At 54.7% G+C, this 15,969-nt stretch carries 19 protein-coding genes; 1 reads left to right on the top strand and 18 read right to left on the bottom strand.

What is annotated here, in order from left to right; all coding sequences use genetic code 11:
• Window positions 1-337: 337 nt before the first annotated feature.
• From SH449x_RS13690 to SH449x_RS13680, 3 genes are read right to left on the bottom strand one after another with little or no spacing between them, the layout of a single operon-like run.
• A complete protein-coding gene (locus SH449x_RS13690; RefSeq protein ID WP_482376647.1) occupies window positions 338-1,060 on the bottom strand; it encodes an FkbM family methyltransferase in 723 nt (240 codons plus the stop codon).
• A gap of 19 nt (window positions 1,061-1,079) precedes the next feature.
• Window positions 1,080-2,387 (bottom strand): alpha-mannosyltransferase, encoded by a 1,308-nt coding sequence (locus SH449x_RS13685; protein WP_482376646.1) that lies wholly within the window; start codon window positions 2,385-2,387, stop codon window positions 1,080-1,082.
• Entirely contained in the window at window positions 2,387-2,602 is a 216-nt protein-coding gene (locus SH449x_RS13680; protein ID WP_482376645.1) for a hypothetical protein, read from the bottom strand. The genes SH449x_RS13685 and SH449x_RS13680 overlap by 1 nt, the downstream gene beginning before the upstream one ends.
• Window positions 2,603-2,654: 52 nt before the next feature.
• Between SH449x_RS13680 and SH449x_RS13675 the strand changes: the two genes are divergently transcribed.
• A complete protein-coding gene (locus SH449x_RS13675; RefSeq protein WP_482376644.1) occupies window positions 2,655-3,008 on the top strand; it encodes a hypothetical protein in 354 nt (117 codons plus the stop codon).
• 229 nt (window positions 3,009-3,237) lie between these two features.
• Here SH449x_RS13675 and SH449x_RS13670 read toward each other — a convergent pair whose 3' ends face one another.
• The 15 genes from SH449x_RS13670 to SH449x_RS13600 form a co-directional block, all read right to left on the bottom strand.
• The gene (locus SH449x_RS13670; RefSeq protein WP_482376643.1) at window positions 3,238-3,909 is read right to left on the bottom strand and encodes a hypothetical protein; all 672 of its coding nucleotides are present in this window, start codon (window positions 3,907-3,909) and stop codon (window positions 3,238-3,240) included.
• 3 nt (window positions 3,910-3,912) lie between these two features.
• A complete protein-coding gene (locus SH449x_RS13665; RefSeq protein WP_482376642.1) occupies window positions 3,913-4,701 on the bottom strand; it encodes a hypothetical protein in 789 nt (262 codons plus the stop codon).
• Between the two features lie 36 nt (window positions 4,702-4,737).
• A complete protein-coding gene (locus SH449x_RS13660; protein WP_482376641.1) occupies window positions 4,738-7,062 on the bottom strand; it encodes a phage tail tape measure protein in 2,325 nt (774 codons plus the stop codon).
• Between the two features lie 3 nt (window positions 7,063-7,065).
• A complete protein-coding gene (locus SH449x_RS13655; RefSeq protein WP_482376640.1) occupies window positions 7,066-7,785 on the bottom strand; it encodes a hypothetical protein in 720 nt (239 codons plus the stop codon).
• Window positions 7,786-7,886: 101 nt separating this feature from the next.
• On the bottom strand, window positions 7,887-11,030 hold the full coding sequence (locus SH449x_RS13650) for a hypothetical protein (RefSeq protein ID WP_482376639.1): 3,144 nt from the start codon (window positions 11,028-11,030) through the stop codon (window positions 7,887-7,889).
• Window positions 11,027-11,260, bottom strand: a complete 234-nt coding sequence (locus tag SH449x_RS13645) for a hypothetical protein (RefSeq protein WP_482376638.1) — start codon at window positions 11,258-11,260, stop codon at window positions 11,027-11,029. The genes SH449x_RS13650 and SH449x_RS13645 overlap by 4 nt, the downstream gene beginning before the upstream one ends.
• Before the next feature lie 23 nt (window positions 11,261-11,283).
• Window positions 11,284-11,751: a hypothetical protein gene (locus tag SH449x_RS13640; protein ID WP_482376637.1), complete on the bottom strand. Its 468-nt coding sequence runs from the start codon at window positions 11,749-11,751 to the stop codon at window positions 11,284-11,286.
• Window positions 11,752-11,754: 3 nt separating this feature from the next.
• Window positions 11,755-12,192, bottom strand: coding sequence for a phage tail tube protein (locus SH449x_RS13635; protein WP_482376636.1), 438 nt, complete (start codon window positions 12,190-12,192; stop codon window positions 11,755-11,757).
• Window positions 12,193-12,208: 16 nt separating this feature from the next.
• Window positions 12,209-12,751, bottom strand: coding sequence for a hypothetical protein (locus SH449x_RS13630; protein ID WP_482376635.1), 543 nt, complete (start codon window positions 12,749-12,751; stop codon window positions 12,209-12,211).
• A gap of 17 nt (window positions 12,752-12,768) precedes the next feature.
• Window positions 12,769-13,197: a hypothetical protein gene (locus tag SH449x_RS13625; RefSeq protein WP_482376634.1), complete on the bottom strand. Its 429-nt coding sequence runs from the start codon at window positions 13,195-13,197 to the stop codon at window positions 12,769-12,771.
• On the bottom strand, window positions 13,194-13,577 hold the full coding sequence (locus tag SH449x_RS13620) for a hypothetical protein (RefSeq protein ID WP_482376633.1): 384 nt from the start codon (window positions 13,575-13,577) through the stop codon (window positions 13,194-13,196). The genes SH449x_RS13625 and SH449x_RS13620 overlap by 4 nt, the downstream gene beginning before the upstream one ends.
• Window positions 13,574-13,822, bottom strand: a complete 249-nt coding sequence (locus SH449x_RS13615) for a hypothetical protein (RefSeq protein ID WP_482376632.1) — start codon at window positions 13,820-13,822, stop codon at window positions 13,574-13,576. Before SH449x_RS13615 ends, SH449x_RS13620 begins: the two co-directional genes overlap by 4 nt.
• A gap of 2 nt (window positions 13,823-13,824) precedes the next feature.
• The gene (locus SH449x_RS13610; RefSeq protein WP_482376631.1) at window positions 13,825-14,934 is read right to left on the bottom strand and encodes a hypothetical protein; all 1,110 of its coding nucleotides are present in this window, start codon (window positions 14,932-14,934) and stop codon (window positions 13,825-13,827) included.
• A gap of 3 nt (window positions 14,935-14,937) precedes the next feature.
• The gene (locus SH449x_RS13605; protein ID WP_482376630.1) at window positions 14,938-15,537 is read right to left on the bottom strand and encodes a hypothetical protein; all 600 of its coding nucleotides are present in this window, start codon (window positions 15,535-15,537) and stop codon (window positions 14,938-14,940) included.
• 32 nt (window positions 15,538-15,569) lie between these two features.
• Window positions 15,570-15,899, bottom strand: coding sequence for a DUF2190 family protein (locus SH449x_RS13600; protein WP_482376629.1), 330 nt, complete (start codon window positions 15,897-15,899; stop codon window positions 15,570-15,572).
• Between the last annotated feature and the right edge of the window lie 70 nt (window positions 15,900-15,969).

The following is a 15,969-nucleotide window of genomic DNA, read 5'->3' as shown; positions in this document are numbered from 1 at the left end:
GAGCGTATTCGCGTCTTGCGACACGATACAACCCTCATATCCATTAAATCGTTCGGTCAGTTTTGACCTTAAGTAACTGGGCCGTATTGAAGTCATGATCTCGTATCCAGTGATTGATTGCTCTTCAGATTCCTTGTTCCGCGACCCCATTCGTCGCGTGCTGCAGATATAGACGCTCTTGTCCTGCATTGGTTCGCTGAATTTTCTAGTTCGCGAAAATAATCGCAGACGAATATCGTCAATGGATTAAACACATGAGGTCGCCAAAAGTATCCAGAATACGATCGGATTCCGTGCACTTAGAACGAAGTTTGTGGAACCATAAGCGTAAATCTGGTCAACTATCGGGCTGAATACTTGCCGCCATAATCCGATGCGCTACAAACATTCCTACGGAATGCGGTGGATTCGGATCAATATGGAAGACGTGTGTCTGAGCCAGAAAGCCGGCAAGCATAAGATTGTCTTTGCGACTGTGCCACTCGCCGCGAATCCAGCCGATGCGTTCCATGAGCCCCAAGGCCGAGAGTTCCGAGATGATCAAGTACTCGGCCCCCTCACAATCGAGCTTGAGTAAATCCACCTCATCCATGCCAACCTCGACGAGCTGCTTCCACAGATCTTTCGGGGTGATTGCATCGACCTGTAGACCGAAATCCGCAGGTCTCGGTTCGAGAGATTCCCACACTTGGGGAACGTATTCACTTACGCGACTGTGCGAGACGGGTGACGATAAAATACAACGGCCGCTCTCCCGAGAGACCGCGGCATGAATCAGTGTCAGCTTTTCTTTCGGGATGTGAGCCGTGTTACGCGCCAAGAGCTCGAAGCTTTCCGGATGAGGCTCGACCGCTAAGATCCGAGCATCGGGCCAGTAATGATGGCACAAGACGGTAAAACTGCCCACATGGGCACCGATGTCCACTATGGTTCGCACTTGGTGAGCTCGCAACACATCAACTTGGTATTCATCTTGGAAGACCGCATTGGCAAACTGAGCGCTCGCTGGTTCAATGTAGAAGTCACGACCGTAGACTTGGTAACAAGCTGGGAACGACATAGCGGGTACCTCCCGAAAGTTAAGAATCCAGAAAAATCAGTTCGATGGGCATCCGCTCATACTCGAGCCATTGCCCCGTCCAGGTTTTCTCATCGCGTCTTCGTAGATGGCACGTGGGTCGATCCAGCCGAGATAGCGTCAGCACAACATCGTCACCTAGCTGGTTGACATGCCAGCAGCGTTCGCACTCGGCTGCCCCCTCGCCGATCATTCGATCTCCCTCAAATCGTAAAACACGCTCGTCGTAGCCGACCCGCTTGTAAATGGCTCGCTTGCCCTGAAGGGCATCGATGTAAGTTTGTTCGCTAGGAGTCGGCTGTTCGTTTCTCCAGAGGACACCGCTCCATTGGGAGGCTAAGTCCTGAACGAAGTCGAAGCAAAGCTGTTCGTTAGCTAGTGAGTCCACGAACCGATTCCCCCCGAAGCGCCATTTGTCCTGGCAGCGATGTTGAAAAACCATCTGACCACGGAAGTCGTATTGCACGATGGTGTGAACATTCCAGCCAGGACCGGCCGAAGGCATCGCGTATTCCGAACCTAATCGTCGCCACCCCAGATGGAAACATTCCTTGTCCCCATAGACATGCTGGAAGGTGAAATCTGAGTGTTCGGCATAGAACAGAGATAATCGCAATTCGCGATCACAGCGACGTTTGTCGATGAGGTATTGTCCTGATTCGAAGGCACGTTCGTGCTCAGCCACTTCGGGTTCTGCCATATCATCCATCCCGAATATGCTCCACACTCCGGGCTTGAGGGTCCAGCATGCGTAGTCGGGCCAGAAAACCGCACCATGGCGTTGGTACTCCCCGCAGTCGAACAGATATGTGGGATCGCACACCACCCCATTGTCGGCGTCCAAGAAGAGCACTTGGGCAAACGGCGAGTAAAGTGTTGCAAAGAGTTTCAGTTCCCAACCACAGAGGATCCGGCAAGGGTGCTCTTTCTCGATCTCGCGGGCATCAATGCATGCGACACCAAGTGGTTCGAGCAACCGTTTCATGTAAGGATCCATTTCGGCGTCGCCGAGGTACCAAAGCTGAATCGGAAGCGTGCAGCCAAAATGACGCAGCAGATTCACATTCACCCACACGCTTGGAAAGTATTTGAGACCTCCCCCGGCGATGACAATACCTCGCTCTTGAGTGTAAGTAGCACGACTGGGCTTAAGTTGGTCGAGGAACTGGTCAACCATTCGCTGATGGGCTTGGATGGTGTTATCCCATGTGCCCCATCCGTTGGGCCAAGGCCCAGGAGGACAATGCGCGATGAGTTCCACCATCTCGTCGGGAGTCATCTCGGGATTGGCTTCCGTGCAACTGGCCATTATTCACCTAGCTCCAAAGGGGGATCTTCGTTACAGCAATTGGGGATCGCATTCATCTCTTGATAGCATTGGGGTGGAATTCCCAAGTCCACGGCGAGTTGCCTGGGATCTGCCCCTTGATACCATTTCAAATAGCTAAAGATGACATTGGGAAAGTAACAGTCCGCAGGTCGCTCTTTCGAGCACAAGGCCCAGAAGGTGTATTCGCCGTACATCGCAATGCATTCGTTCCTGATGGCACCAACTTGAACCGCTCCAGGTGGCTCCGTGCAAAGCCCTCCCGACGGCCCTTCGAAAAAGACCGCGATCCACAAATCAGGACAGAATCCGGACGAGCCCGAAGAACCGGACTGGCTTCCTGAGGCGCTGCCACTGGAACCGCTGCTGCCGCTTGTTCCTGAGGATCCGCTTGGCCCCGAGCTGCCCGATGAGCCGCTGCTGCCACTCGAGCCAACGCTGCCGCTGCTGCCACTCGGCCCCGAGGATCCGCTTGGTCCCGAGCTTCCCGATGAGCCACTCGAGCCACTGCTACCGCTCGGTCCAGATGAGCCAGATGAACCACTCGAGCCAGATGAGCCGGAGGTTCCACTGGAGGATTGCTCACAACAGACCAAGGCGTAGATCGGCAGATCGGTTCCTCCCACATACCGCATGAGGTAACGCCCCATTTGGGGAAATTCGCAGCTTGAGATCGCATACAAAGGGCTCCCCTCGAGCATGCCTAGAAAGTGGCCGAGTTGCCGTTTCGTGTTTTGGCCAGAGCGCTTTTGATTACAAATTGCGGCATAAACAGGGAGTCCATTGACATTGCCGGGAACGGCGGTGGCGATATAACGACGCGTGGAGAGAGTCATCGATTGGCATCCACCACTTTGCAAGGAAAGACCGTGTTCCAGGTTTGCGATACGACGTCAAACCGTTGCACCACGCCTGGGTAGTAACCATTTGTGTCGGGAATGTTACTAGTGATAAAAACAACCTCTTCATAGTTCGTGTGGTCGAACCGAATCACGGCCCAGCGGACCGTACCAGTTGATTCCATCCAAAGAATCGAAGCAGGGCCGTGGGGAACATTGCGTAGAAAACCAGGTTCACCGGGTACTGTTTCCACCGCCGCATAGACATGCGTGCCAACCGCAACGCGCGCGATCACGCAGCCACTCACGGCAGCGGTTCCGATCCTGTTGGGTGGCAGGGGCTCGAGCAGTACACCGAACCGCGGCCCCGTGCTGGCGGCAGGAAGGAGCCCTTGAAAGTTGGATTGGCGTTGGAACTCGCCGAGATTGTCGTCGGCAGTAATCATGGGAGTGCCGAGCGCCACAATCGAGAATCGTTCGAGGGCAACACCGGTTTGGTTACGGATCTTGGCAAGGGTGGTTTGACGCGACGTCCCCTCCGATTCCGATAGTTGGTTGTGGCGCTGGTTCCGTTGGAATTGGGAGAGATCCATCAAGGCGTTCCATGCCTCCGCTGGAATCTTTAATGGATCTCTTGGTTGTACCTTTTGAAATGGTCCTCCCATCGATTAGGCTCCAATACCGAGCGCACTGAAGTCACCGTACGGATAGACTTGTTCAACATACGCCGCCACGGGGCGCTTGATCAGGGCTTTGGCCGTCGGATCTTCGTCGTCAACGAAGCGCACCCACAAGTATTGCCAGCCTTCCTTGCTGATCACTAACCCACCATCGCCGATCGGTTGGTCGACCACATTGGGGCTGGCTGCAAATTTATAGGTGATGGCCCAGCGCTCGCGGCCACGCTTGCTTCCGGTGGCTCCCAGAAACAGGAGTTCTCCCTTGGCGTATCCTTTGAAGGTGGCATTGTTAACCTTACCTGTTAGCAGAAACAGGTTATATTTAAACTCGGGGGTTACGGTCAACGTATCCAGATATTTAGTCTCGGAGAAATTAAAAACGGGGACCGTAATATCCACTCCTTCGACTCGGTCCTCGGTAACTCCGATAGCGCCCTGATAGTTGGGGGCTTGGTATCCCGGAACCGATAAACGCTGCAAGGTCGCCAAGCTTGTCGAAATGCGCTGCGTTCCACCCGACGTATCGAACTCATAGTCGCTCGGAAACTCAATGAGTTGGTAGCGTGCGGTGGCGTACCACAGATCGCCTCCCATCGGTTCGGTATCAATTTGAACTAGGCTCAAATCGGCATACATGGGAGGAGCATTGAGTTTGACGAGCGAACGCACCTCGGCTTCGTCATCGGTTCCTCGAACGACAAAGATGAGATCGGTTCGATTGTCCTCCCCTTCGCTGGAGGGGCGTGAGTCATAACGTTCGGCAATCCAGGCTGGCATAGTGATTTGTGGCTAGAGGGGTTTCTGCGCAACGGGTTAGCTGTATGACAAACGGGAGTCTTCGACGACTTGGATGAGTTTTCGAGTATTGGCAGCGGTTTGCTCTGCGGCTTGAAGCTGGCGATCGGACAATCGGTCCGCTCCAAGCCCTCGGATCGCGAAGGCGTTGAAAGTCGATTTGGCCTCTGCGGCTTGCTTTTCCCCACTCACCACGTCTCCTGATGCAGCCAGGGTTTGTTTTAGTGCTGCGATTGAGGGAACGAGTGGAGAGGTCGGGGGCTCTTTCGATTCCTCGGTATTGAGATCCTCGATCGCTTGCCGCCATTCCCTCTTGGCGAGTTCGAGCTCTTGCGCTGCTGCATCGATGGCCGATTGCCCTTGTTGTTGCCGATTGGCGGCCTCTGCCTGTTTGGCTTGCTCCAAGGCATCGGCTCGGCCTTGCCTTTCGGATTCGATTTGTGAGCGTCGATTCTTTCGATCTTGGTCCCGTTGACCAATCGCGCTAAGCATGTCTTGGTCGGCATTGGCGTTGAGGGAGCTGGTTTCTTGATCGATCCGTTGCACTTCGGCGTTGACATCGATGTCGGAATCAAAGAGTCCCTTGAGGCGCGTCCACGCTTTCTTGATAAAGCCGACGGTCGAGTGCCAGGTCTTAGTCAGAGTGCCTGTGAACAAAGACCAAGCGTCCGCTAGGAATCCAATCGTTTCGACCCAAGCCACCTCGATACCCGCCCAACCATCACTCATGCCTTGGGCCATACCATAAGTCAAAGCGTCGGTGACCGAGAGCATAGAATCTTGGAATGCTACCCAATAACCGGTGAGGGCTTGAATACCTCGCATCCATTCGAGCTTGAGTGTGAGCCAAAGGATCTTGGCTGCCGCTGCGAGATCCCCCGCCGTCAAGGCCTTGCCGATCGCTCCCATGGCAGTGGAGACATCGGAGCGCAGTGTTTCGAATCGCTGGGCGAGCCAAGCGAGAGCTTGAGCACCGATTCCAGATGCGTAAAGTAAATAGCCACCAAGCCCCAGAACCGCCAAGGAAACCAGACCGATCGGAGACACCAATGCCGCCATAAGTATTCCCAAAGAGGTCAGGATTCCGGATACGAATCCGATGGTGGTCAGAAATCCGCCGATGACGGAACCCAAGATCGAAAACATTAAGCCCACACCCACCAGCGTTGCCCCAATGGCCAAGATAGCTAGAGTTACCTTGGCGGCCGTTTTCACGACCTGCTGGTTCTTCTCGATCCAAGCGATCAATCCCGAGAGGGTTCCCGAAACCGCGTCGGTCATGCGCTGCAAGGAGCCGCTGAGCGACTCTCCGATAGCGATCGCCACCCCCTCGAGAGAGCTTTTGAGGATTCGAAACGAACCTCCGATCCCGGATTCCATTTCTTTGGCGGTTCTCGAAGCGGTTCCTCCTGCGTTTTTCAGTTCCTCGTAGAGAACACGTGTATCGGCTACGGACTTACCAATGGCACTGGCGGAAGTGATCCCGAGCATGCCAAACACGCGGGCGAATTTGGCCCCACGTTCGCCACTGGGGAGTTGGTTGGTTGCTTTGGCCACATCCCCCAAAATATCCACCAGTGGGCGAACGTTTCCAACCGCGTCTGTGGTCGCGACACCAAACTCCTTTTGAAAGCGTTCGGCTTCAGCAGTACTGAGCGTAAGAAGCCGTCGCAGGGAAGACCCCGCGTCACTTCCCTGGATTCCCATATTTCCCAAGGAACCCAGGATGGCGAGTGTTTCTTCGAGACTCATGTTAGCATCGGCTGCGATCGGAGCGGCATACTTGAGGGCTTCACCAAGGGATTCCACCGTATTGAACGATTTGTTAGCAGCCGCGGTCAGAGCATCCGCCACCCGAGTCGCATCTTCACCTGCTAAGCCAAATTGGCGAATGCTGGCAGCCATGATTCCCGAGGCGCGGGTGGCATCGGTGCCTGTGGCACGCGCCAAATCCATCACGGCACCTGTCATAGTAAGGATTTGATCAGGCCGAAAACCAGCCCGGCCCAACTCTGCCATGAGTTCGGCCACTTCGGTTGCCGAGTAGCTCGTCGTGGCTCCGAGTTGCTTCGCCTTGTTGCGCAAGGCTTCAAAGTCGGCTTCGGTTGCTTGGGTGATCGCTCGAACACCACGAATGGCATCATCGAAAGAAGCAAAGACCGCCATACTACCTGCCATGGGAGCCGCAGCAGCCGACCCCAGCCCCATAAGTCGTGTTCCCAGTAAACGAGTCGCTTGGCCAAAGCTTTGCAATTGTTTCTGAGCTTGCTTGAGACCTTTTAGGAGTTGTGCGTTGCGCGTCGATAGTTCCACATAAGCGGCACCTGCTTTGACTTGGGACATAGCTCATACCTCCACGACTTGACTGAGGGATGCGGTTGGAGCATTGGGCACAGAGATACGGATCGTGACCATCCCCTCGCTTGGTCGGCGTACTTGCAAGTCATACAGCTGGTTCCGTAGTAAGAGCAACGTAGCCAATCCGTTCGAATCGGTGGTGCTGGCCGTAATCGTGTTGATATTGAGGGTATCTTGGACGACTGCGTAGCCCTTGGGGAGTTTGGCCAGAAGCGGAACATTAGCGAGGGGAGTTCCGAACTGATCGGCTACATAGATCGTCACCACGCATGTTTCGGGAGTTGGCAGCAGGTCGATCGAGATAGGAGTGAGCTCGAGCTCGAGCTGAACGTCTTCGGTGTCCACAGGGATGTCGATCTCGGAAATCGTCTCAAAGCCTGTTGGCGGGATAAAGCGAGCGGTGTATAGACCCGGAGTCAGCCATACGCGAGCGACACCGTTGGTATCGCTGAACAGAGTGCGACCCGCGATTCGGATAGTAACACCCGAAATGGGTGCTTCGTTAACGACAAATTGAAATTCGACGCGCTGGACATCGGGCCCCGAGGTAAGAGACAAGTTGTCTCCGATTTCCCTACTGAACCGTGGGTACAACCTGCCGAAGAATTCGACTTGTCCATCGAGCAGGATATCGCAGCGATATTCCTCATCCGGCAGCGGTTCGGCCACGTTGGCTTCGAATCGCCCGGACGCAATGGGTAATTCCATAAGGGGAGTACCTCCGGTGTTGACCAAATCGCCAGCCAGAGTCCAGACTTGGAGCGTGAGGTTTTCTCCTGAGTAATCAGGTCTGTGGAGAGTGAGAGTGATCAAAATGCGATAGGCCCCACTCTTTGCGTTTCCAGCAATCTCGCACCGTCCGAAACCCACGTGATGACGAAGCGCCGATCGCTCGTGGTGCCGGTAGCAAGAGTCCCCGTTGCCGCAAACCCAGCCCCAAACGTTACCGTCCTGGAATTGGCTCCATTGGAAACGATAATTAAGATACATATTGTTCCCGCGGGAGGAACGGCGGTCGTTAGGTTTGTGTTAGCACTGATTGCCACTTGCGAAACAAAGAACTGTTCGAAGGCCATGTTCACCACATTGGTGCCTCGATTGGAATATCCGCCCGTAATACGACCGAACGATTGGATTCCGTTGTTATCGATGCGAAGCCGTTGAACGGCATTGGTGAAGAAAATGTGTGAACCATTTACACCAATCGCCTCATAATAAACGGGGCCAGGTGTCAGACCGTCACACGAGATTAATAGACAGGTGACGCCACCTTTGACAAGGCCGAGGGCAGGTCGTTCCGAAGTGCCAGCCGTAACATGGTGCACGAGGAGCGTTGCATTACTATTGCCTGTTTGCTCAAACTGAGCGACCGGTCCTCCGCCACCAGTTCGTCTTACATGCAAGGGAAATTCAGGCGCATTGAGCCCTACCCCCACAAAACCTACATCGGAGATGCGAAGCCGCTCGGTAAAAGTTCCGCCACCATTGGAATCATTAGAGAAAATCGTATGACCAGCAGCTGTCTGAAGACGCGTCCCTTTGTTCGTGCTATTGGCATCTCGCAGCGTGAGAAAGGGCTGAAAGCCCGTGATCCGCAAACCATCCTGCCCTACAATGTCGAGTCGCGAGGTAGGGGTACTGAGGTTGATACCAACACTGATAGTCGTAGGATTGAAAACAAGACCAGCAGTCCCACCAAAGCTGCCATTATTGTTAAACTGAACTTGAGTATTGGTACCACCCGGAGTGCCTCCGCTGCTATCGCCCGGATCTCCCTTGTCTCCTTTATCTCCCTTAGGGCCAGGAGTTCCTTGACGACCGACCGTCCCCACAATGAGACTGCCCGATTGGGCGGTAATTACTTCGGTGGAGTTGAGCGAGGTCACTCGTAAGGAAAGGACATCTTCTGGCTCGAGTTCTACCAACGTCTCGGTCGTTAACTGTACAAGATTCGCATCGGGTGTTGTAGGCGATCCTTGCTCGGAAGTAGTGATGGGGGAACTGTTTTTGAAGAAGCTGACTCTGAGGATTCGATTGGTTTCTTGGGTGAGCTCAATCGACGCATGAGCTTGCACCAGCAGTGTGTCGCCGCTGGTATTTCTGATGGATAGACCGGATGCACCTGCAGAAAATCCATTAGCTCCAGTTTGGAGAGTCGGCGTACCCGAGAGGGCAACAAAGACACCAAAGTTGGGAGGCGCAGCCGCGCCACTTCCCAAAGTGACTTGGCCAAAGTACGCGATACCATCGCCATCAGCGCCACTAGGTCCGACATCGCCAGGATCCCCCTTCTCTCCAGGTACGCCTTGCGGGCCCTGAATGCCCTGTGGTCCCTGCGGACCTTCAGGCCCCTGATCTCCGGTGTCCCCTTTATCACCTTTATCTCCTTTCGGTCCGGTCTCTCCCTGAATCCCTTGCGGGCCTTGCGGACCGATTGCGCCCTGCGGGCCAATCGCACCCTGTGGACCAGTATCGCCGGGAATGCCTTGTGGACCAATAGGACCGGTAGGACCAATCTCGCCCGGATCACCTTTCGGTCCAGGTTCTCCCGGTGGGCCTTGTTCGCCCTGACTACCTGTTGCACCGGTGTCGCCTTGAGGACCCTGCGGTCCAGTCTCACCCGGATCGCCCTTAGGGCCTGATGGACCCTGCTCACCGGTATCACCCTTTGGCCCCTGGATGCCTGGCTCACCCTGAAGTCCTGGTTCACCTTGTAAGCCCTGGGGGCCTTGCGCTCCAGGATCTCCCTGCGGTCCGATATCACCTGTATCGCCTTTCGGGCCAGGCTCACCTGGAATACCCTGCGGTCCTGGCTCGCCGGTATCTCCTTTGTCTCCCTTCGGGCCGGGCTCACCAGGAATTCCTTGAAGCCCCTGTTCTCCAGGACTGCCAGTTGCACCGATGCCTCCCTGGTCACCTTTCGGGCCGATCGGTCCCTGTATGCCCTGTTCTCCCTGCGGACCTACCTCTCCTGGATCTCCCTTCGGTCCTGCGGGCCCAGGCTCACCCTGCGGACCGATATCACCGGTATCGCCCTGCGGACCTTGCTCTCCGGGATCACCTTTCGGTCCAGGCTCGCCTGGAATACCCTGCGGTCCGACATCACCGGTATCGCCCTTTGGGCCAGGCTCGCCCTGGCTACCTTGCTCGCCGGTATCGCCCTTCGGACCGGCTTCTCCCTGTGGACCGATAGGACCAATAGGACCAACATCACCAGGATCTCCTTGGTCTCCCTGGTCTCCTTTTGGACCGGGATCTCCTTGGGTACCTTGTTCACCAGGCTCACCCTTAGGACCACGGATGGGGCCAACATTATCCCAGGAGGCTCCGTTGAAAACATAACCATCGCCATCCGCAACGACAACATACAAGTCTCCCAAATCGGGATCTATGATATCGCTCAGATCGGCAACCACTGCAACACTTCCTTTGAGTGTTACGCTCGTACCCGGATCGCCTTTATCACCAGTGTCACCCTTCGCGCCAGGCTCGCCAGGAATACCCTGCTCGCCCTGCGGTCCTGGTTCACCGGGATCACCTTTATCACCCTGTGGGCCAATAGGACCGATTTCTCCTGGATCTCCCTGGTCGCCTTTGGGACCTGCTGGACCAGTTTCGCCTTGAATGCCTTGTTCACCTGGCGGTCCCTGTTCACCTTGAGGACCCTGTGGCCCTGGTTCACCTTGAATACCTGGTTCGCCTTGGGGACCTGGAGGTCCTTCAACCTCTAGGTCCCATTCACGATCTTCGCTCAGATCAAAAGCGACACCATTGATACTGAGCTCGCGCGACTTGGGAACGTAGTTCTCTAAGTCCGGAGGTGGAGGATTGATCTCCGCAGCACTGAGCTGCCCGTTTGCATCAATCCACAGGGGCATCGACTCCGTCGGGAACTCTGCCAGTCCCCGCATCGGTTTCCCACCTCGAATTTTCTGAGCGTTAGTCTGCGTCATGATTGAAGAGGAACGTTGAGAATCTTGGCCAGTTGAGAAACAGAACACGGAATAGGCTTTGCCCGAACCGCAAGCGTCGGATTAAAGTCCTCCGCGCGAAAGGGTCTCCGGCGCTTTTTACGATCGCGATTGATTTCTGCTAACAAAGCCATGACGTGGCTCGCTAACCCCCAATCATGCTCCCGCTTTCCACGAACCATCCACACCAGTTCGCGTAAAGTCAGTGGCATAGGATCCACACCCAAGACACCAGCTATTCGGAAGATAAGTTGCTCGGTAACGCTTGCTGTAACTCGTTCTCGAGTTGTCGCAGCAGGTTGGTCTCGATCGCCGAGTTTTCGAGTTTCGTCTCGATCATCTGAAATGCTTTGGTCTGCACGGTGTGAAACTTCGCCGCCGCTCTCTGAAGCAGACGGCGTCGTGGCTCCGGGAAGAATTCCACCAAGGCTTCGATAAGACAGGTCGTTGCGTCAGCAATGGCATCTCCCGCCAATCCCGTCCCGAAATCTTCATCAGAGATTCCCTCTCGGTCTGCCTGAGGTTTACAAACACCATACAGAACATCGCACAACAAGATGGGATCGGAGCTCAATCGTTCGACCAACTCGCCCTCCACTACGGTAAGCAGATTGACCCCCACGAGTGCTTTCACTCGTTTGATCGTGGCCACATTGATATCGACGACCCAGTATCGCCCTTGCGCGTCTATAAATTTCTTCATGAATTAGTTACCTCCTCCGGTACCGCCCCCAGAACCACTGCCAGCCCCGACATTCATTCCACTACCAGAGGTCGACTGGGTCGGCTTGAGAGTCACATCCGCAGCAATGACCTCCTCAAGGTTCTGATTGACGTTGAACTGCATGACTTCGCAGGTTAGCAGGAGTGTGCCACCGGCATCACTGATTTCTACGTCGCAAGGATCCCCCGACATGAACAGATCCTGAATCATGGAAAACGTATCATCCCCCACCTTATTGAGCACGGTAAACTCGATGGACGCATCCTTGAGCGTTCCCACGGTGGCTCGCCAACCGTTGCTGTCGCGAGTGCTCGCGTCGGCTTCAGCCTTTTCCAGGGAGACTGTGAGATCTTTGCAGTTTTTGATCTCATCGCCATCGATTTTCAGAACGGCATCGAGACCGAGTACAACTTCTGCCATTTGCTTTCCATCTCCTTTAGTTAACCGAGTTGGCCCAGAACTGGGGTAGTCTTGAACGATTCGCCTCTAAAGCGGGCTTCATGAACGGGCGTTTGGGATAGTTTCTGACTTGGGCTCGACGTCGATTGTTCTCTTCTTCGATCAGCCGCGTGGCTCGAGTCGCTTGGGCAGCCGAACTCAATCGAATACGAGCGAATTTGGTGTTGAAACCCCGATGCTTGATTCGGATCGGCCCGTATTCCCCCACGGAGAATTCATGGGATTTCAGGAGGCGACGGCTCTTGGCCCTGCCACCGAATTCATGCAGGTTCCAAATCTTGCCCGCATATTCATTCACAGGACCGATCGCAACCTCCGTTTTGTCGCGCGAGACCTCGAAACGAATAACACGTTTCAAATGCCCGGTCTGGGTGTGGGGGGGAGAACCAGCAAGCGATGGATTTTTTCGTCTTCGGATACTACGACGAGCCGTGAGACGAATCGCAGCCCCGGCGTGCCCCAAGGACCGAAACGTGGCAGACTGGACCTTGCGCTGTACCCCTTGGGAATCGAATTGCATTTGCACGCGCACCTGGATCATTTCGCAAGCTCAAAGGTCAGGGTGAGGAGACTGGTGAAAAGACGCAATTGCTCCCAATGTTCACTTGAGTAGAGAACAGTGTGTTCCACCTTGATACAGCGTGCTGCTTGAAACGACAGGAGACGTTTGAGGCGGAACTCATCAGCGATCTGTTCCACAAAGCTGAGAAGTGGATCGATCTCTTGGTTCGTTCCTTGTGTAAACTTTTTTTGAATAGCCACATCGATTCGGTAGAGGCAACGATTCCGTGCGCGATCATGAGGTAGCAACTCCACATCGCGAGGAACTACGCTCACACGCAAGGGCTTCATCTCCTCGATGTCCCTGTTGGGAACGTACAAGCGTTCTGCTTCAAACTCCAATCCCAACTCGGCAGCGTTCAGCTGGGTCGTTACGCTATCAGCAATCTGCAGAATAGTGGTCATGTTGAATGAGATTCGACTTGCTTGGTATGGATGCGGAGTTTGAGACGGAATGGATCGCTGTAACGCCAGGGGGGCTCGCCTCCCAAGGCCATGACTTCAAAAATGAAGGTGTGGTCACTATCAATTTCGACAATCGTATCTCCACGTTGTGGCAATGAGCCAATGATGGAGGTGATGAGATCGCGAGTATCGATGAGAAAATCGCGCACCTGACTGCGGGTGACAATGCCTTGACCGTCATCCTGGTCGTACATCGATTTTCCGATGGTGGCTCGCAAGAGGACTCCCAACTCCCCACGACGGTACACCACCTCTCGAGAAGCGTGTTCTGTCAATTGGGAGGAAAGCCACTCCTGACCTTGGTGAAGCAAGTCACTCATTTGCTGTCCGTTAGTAGTTTGGAGGCTTTTTCACGAAGGTCCGCCCGCCAAGCATCCTCCGCACGTTGCCGAAACTCCTCGGCAATCGCATGGGCCTCTTCGTTCACTTGGCGCACCCTAAGGCCTGATGTATCCCAAGAGGGAGGTGGTGAACCTGCTTGCGCTCCGTTGGTTTGTTTCCTGGGATAGACGGCAATGGCTAGTAAGACCAGGACCACAGCGACTGCAATCAACAAAGTTGTCACGTTTACACTCCTCGTTTGATCAGAATGAAGCCTAACAGGATGACCGCAATGACAATCAAAGCGATCGTGGCGAGTTCACTTGCCGAGGCCCACAGAATGGCGCCGCGGCTATCGCGAACCTCGTCGAACAATTTGTCTCGCACACGTGAACCGGGACGCCATCGATCCGCAATATCGATCGGGCAATATCCATCGGGGCAATCTTGAGAAAACAAGGACATGGTTGGAGTAATCGCGTCATCCCACGAATATCCCATGGATCGAATGGCTCCCGTTTTTTCCGCTTGAAGGGCTTGCTCGTAGAGTTCGTATCCATACTTCAGATCCGAGTAGAGTTCCTCGGGAGTCGAAGGAATCATGGCCCGACCAGCAGCGTGGATGTGACCACCTTGGGAATCTTGCAATAACACGACGGGAAACTGATCCCTGGGAACTAGAGTGGCAAAGCGTTCTCGGTAGAGTGGATTCTCGGGCGTATAAACCTGGAATTCGCATCGTTCTCGCAGTTGGGTTAATGGCAAGTTCTTTTCGAACCACTGGACCAATTGGCGACTTTGGGAGTCCGAACTTACGAAAAGCGCCAACTGATAACCTTTGCTTTCGCGCGGCTTCATGGGAGCCACGATCGGAGCAGGTGTACGCTCGCGCTCGTCGAAAAGCGTTCCAGGAAGTGCGCTCTGAATATCGACAGCCGTCTGCTGTTTTTGATGGGATGTCGGTTCCGATGCTGGCTGCGACGGAGGATCCGTTTTATTGGCTGTTGGCGGGCAGTTTCCGTTCGTGGTACAAGTCGAGGCACGCGTCACAGTTTTGGGAACTTCATAAACGCTTGGCTGACGGACTGGTAAAAGGCGGCCCAGTCGATTCCCCAGGATGCCTTGCTTCATCTCCCCCTGAGCACGAAGATTTACCGTTTGAGGCTCCGGCAGTTTCTCGATCGGGCCGACTTGGGGTGTCGGTGTCGGATTCAACGTATCGCTGAAACGTGGCTGTGGTAATTTTGGTAACGCTTGCTGGTGTAGGGCTGTAAAAACCACTCCCAACAGAATAGCGTGAATCACAGCCACCATTAACAAGCCGAGACTCAAGCGAATGCGGATCGTGTCGTTCATCGATTAATACACCTCGTAACTGCGAAACGTGAGAGAAGTGGCGGGATCGTTGAGCACAGTCAACGCGAATCCGCCATAACCGGCCCATAAACGAATGAATTGGTCGCGAGGGGTTAGTTCGAAGCGACCAGGGTAGTTGTTGTCGAGAATGGCTGCGTATTGCTTGCCATCTCGCTGAACCCACCCCACAAAGGTGCAACAGTGAGCAGGCTTCCACCACAGGATCGCCCCCCGCCGCGACGCGCTGGCCCAATCGAGGAACCGGGGGTCGGCTTTGAGCGTGTAGCTGTAGTCGATACCTGCGGTATCCAAGCGATCACGCAGACGTGAGTCCCACTCGCCGTCCGAATAGGTCGCGCGCCAGCGTTCCCCTAGTTCATGCTGATTGAGCCAACGCAAGTGGTTGACCAAAGACGCATGAACACAACTGCCTTGGTTCAACCGCCCCGTCCAGTTACGTTGATGGAGCGCAACGGGCAGATTCGCGGCTGGTTGTTCTGCCGGAGGCGCAGCCAATGGACGAACGCGAACCTGTTGGGGTTCACAACCAACGGCTGCCAAGAGAGCCAACAGAACCAGCATGCTTGATCGGAAGGACTTCATGATCGCAAATGGGGTTGAAGCAGATTCACGTGTTACGAATGGGTGAGGAGAACGCGAGCGGTCGATGCCCCAGTCGGGGCCAGAGCGATGGTTTTGCCGACCAGCTTGTTTCCCGACGCAGCGGTCACCACGATCTGGTCGTCTGCTTTCCAGTAAACTTTGGTTCCTGCGTTAATCGCGGTCGCTGCATCTTTGGGGATATCAAATAGACCTTCGACCGCGAGAGCTCCGAGCTCGTTGGCTTTGATATCCTTCTTGGTGATGCCTACGAGATCCCCTTGGATGACCACGGTCCCTGCGGGAGTATTGGCCGCGGGGATGTAATCAACGTTGGCACCGTTTTGAATGAACTGCGCTTGCATAGTGAATCTGGATTCCTGAGTCTGGAGTCTTTAGTTTGTTAGGACAGATCGGTCGGATCAGATAGATCCG

The organism is Brakhagea baltica (assembly GCF_052161605.1).
Classification (GTDB): domain Bacteria; phylum Planctomycetota; class Planctomycetia; order Pirellulales; family Pirellulaceae; genus JBKCUI01.
This window is presented reverse-complemented; position numbering and strand designations above follow the sequence as displayed.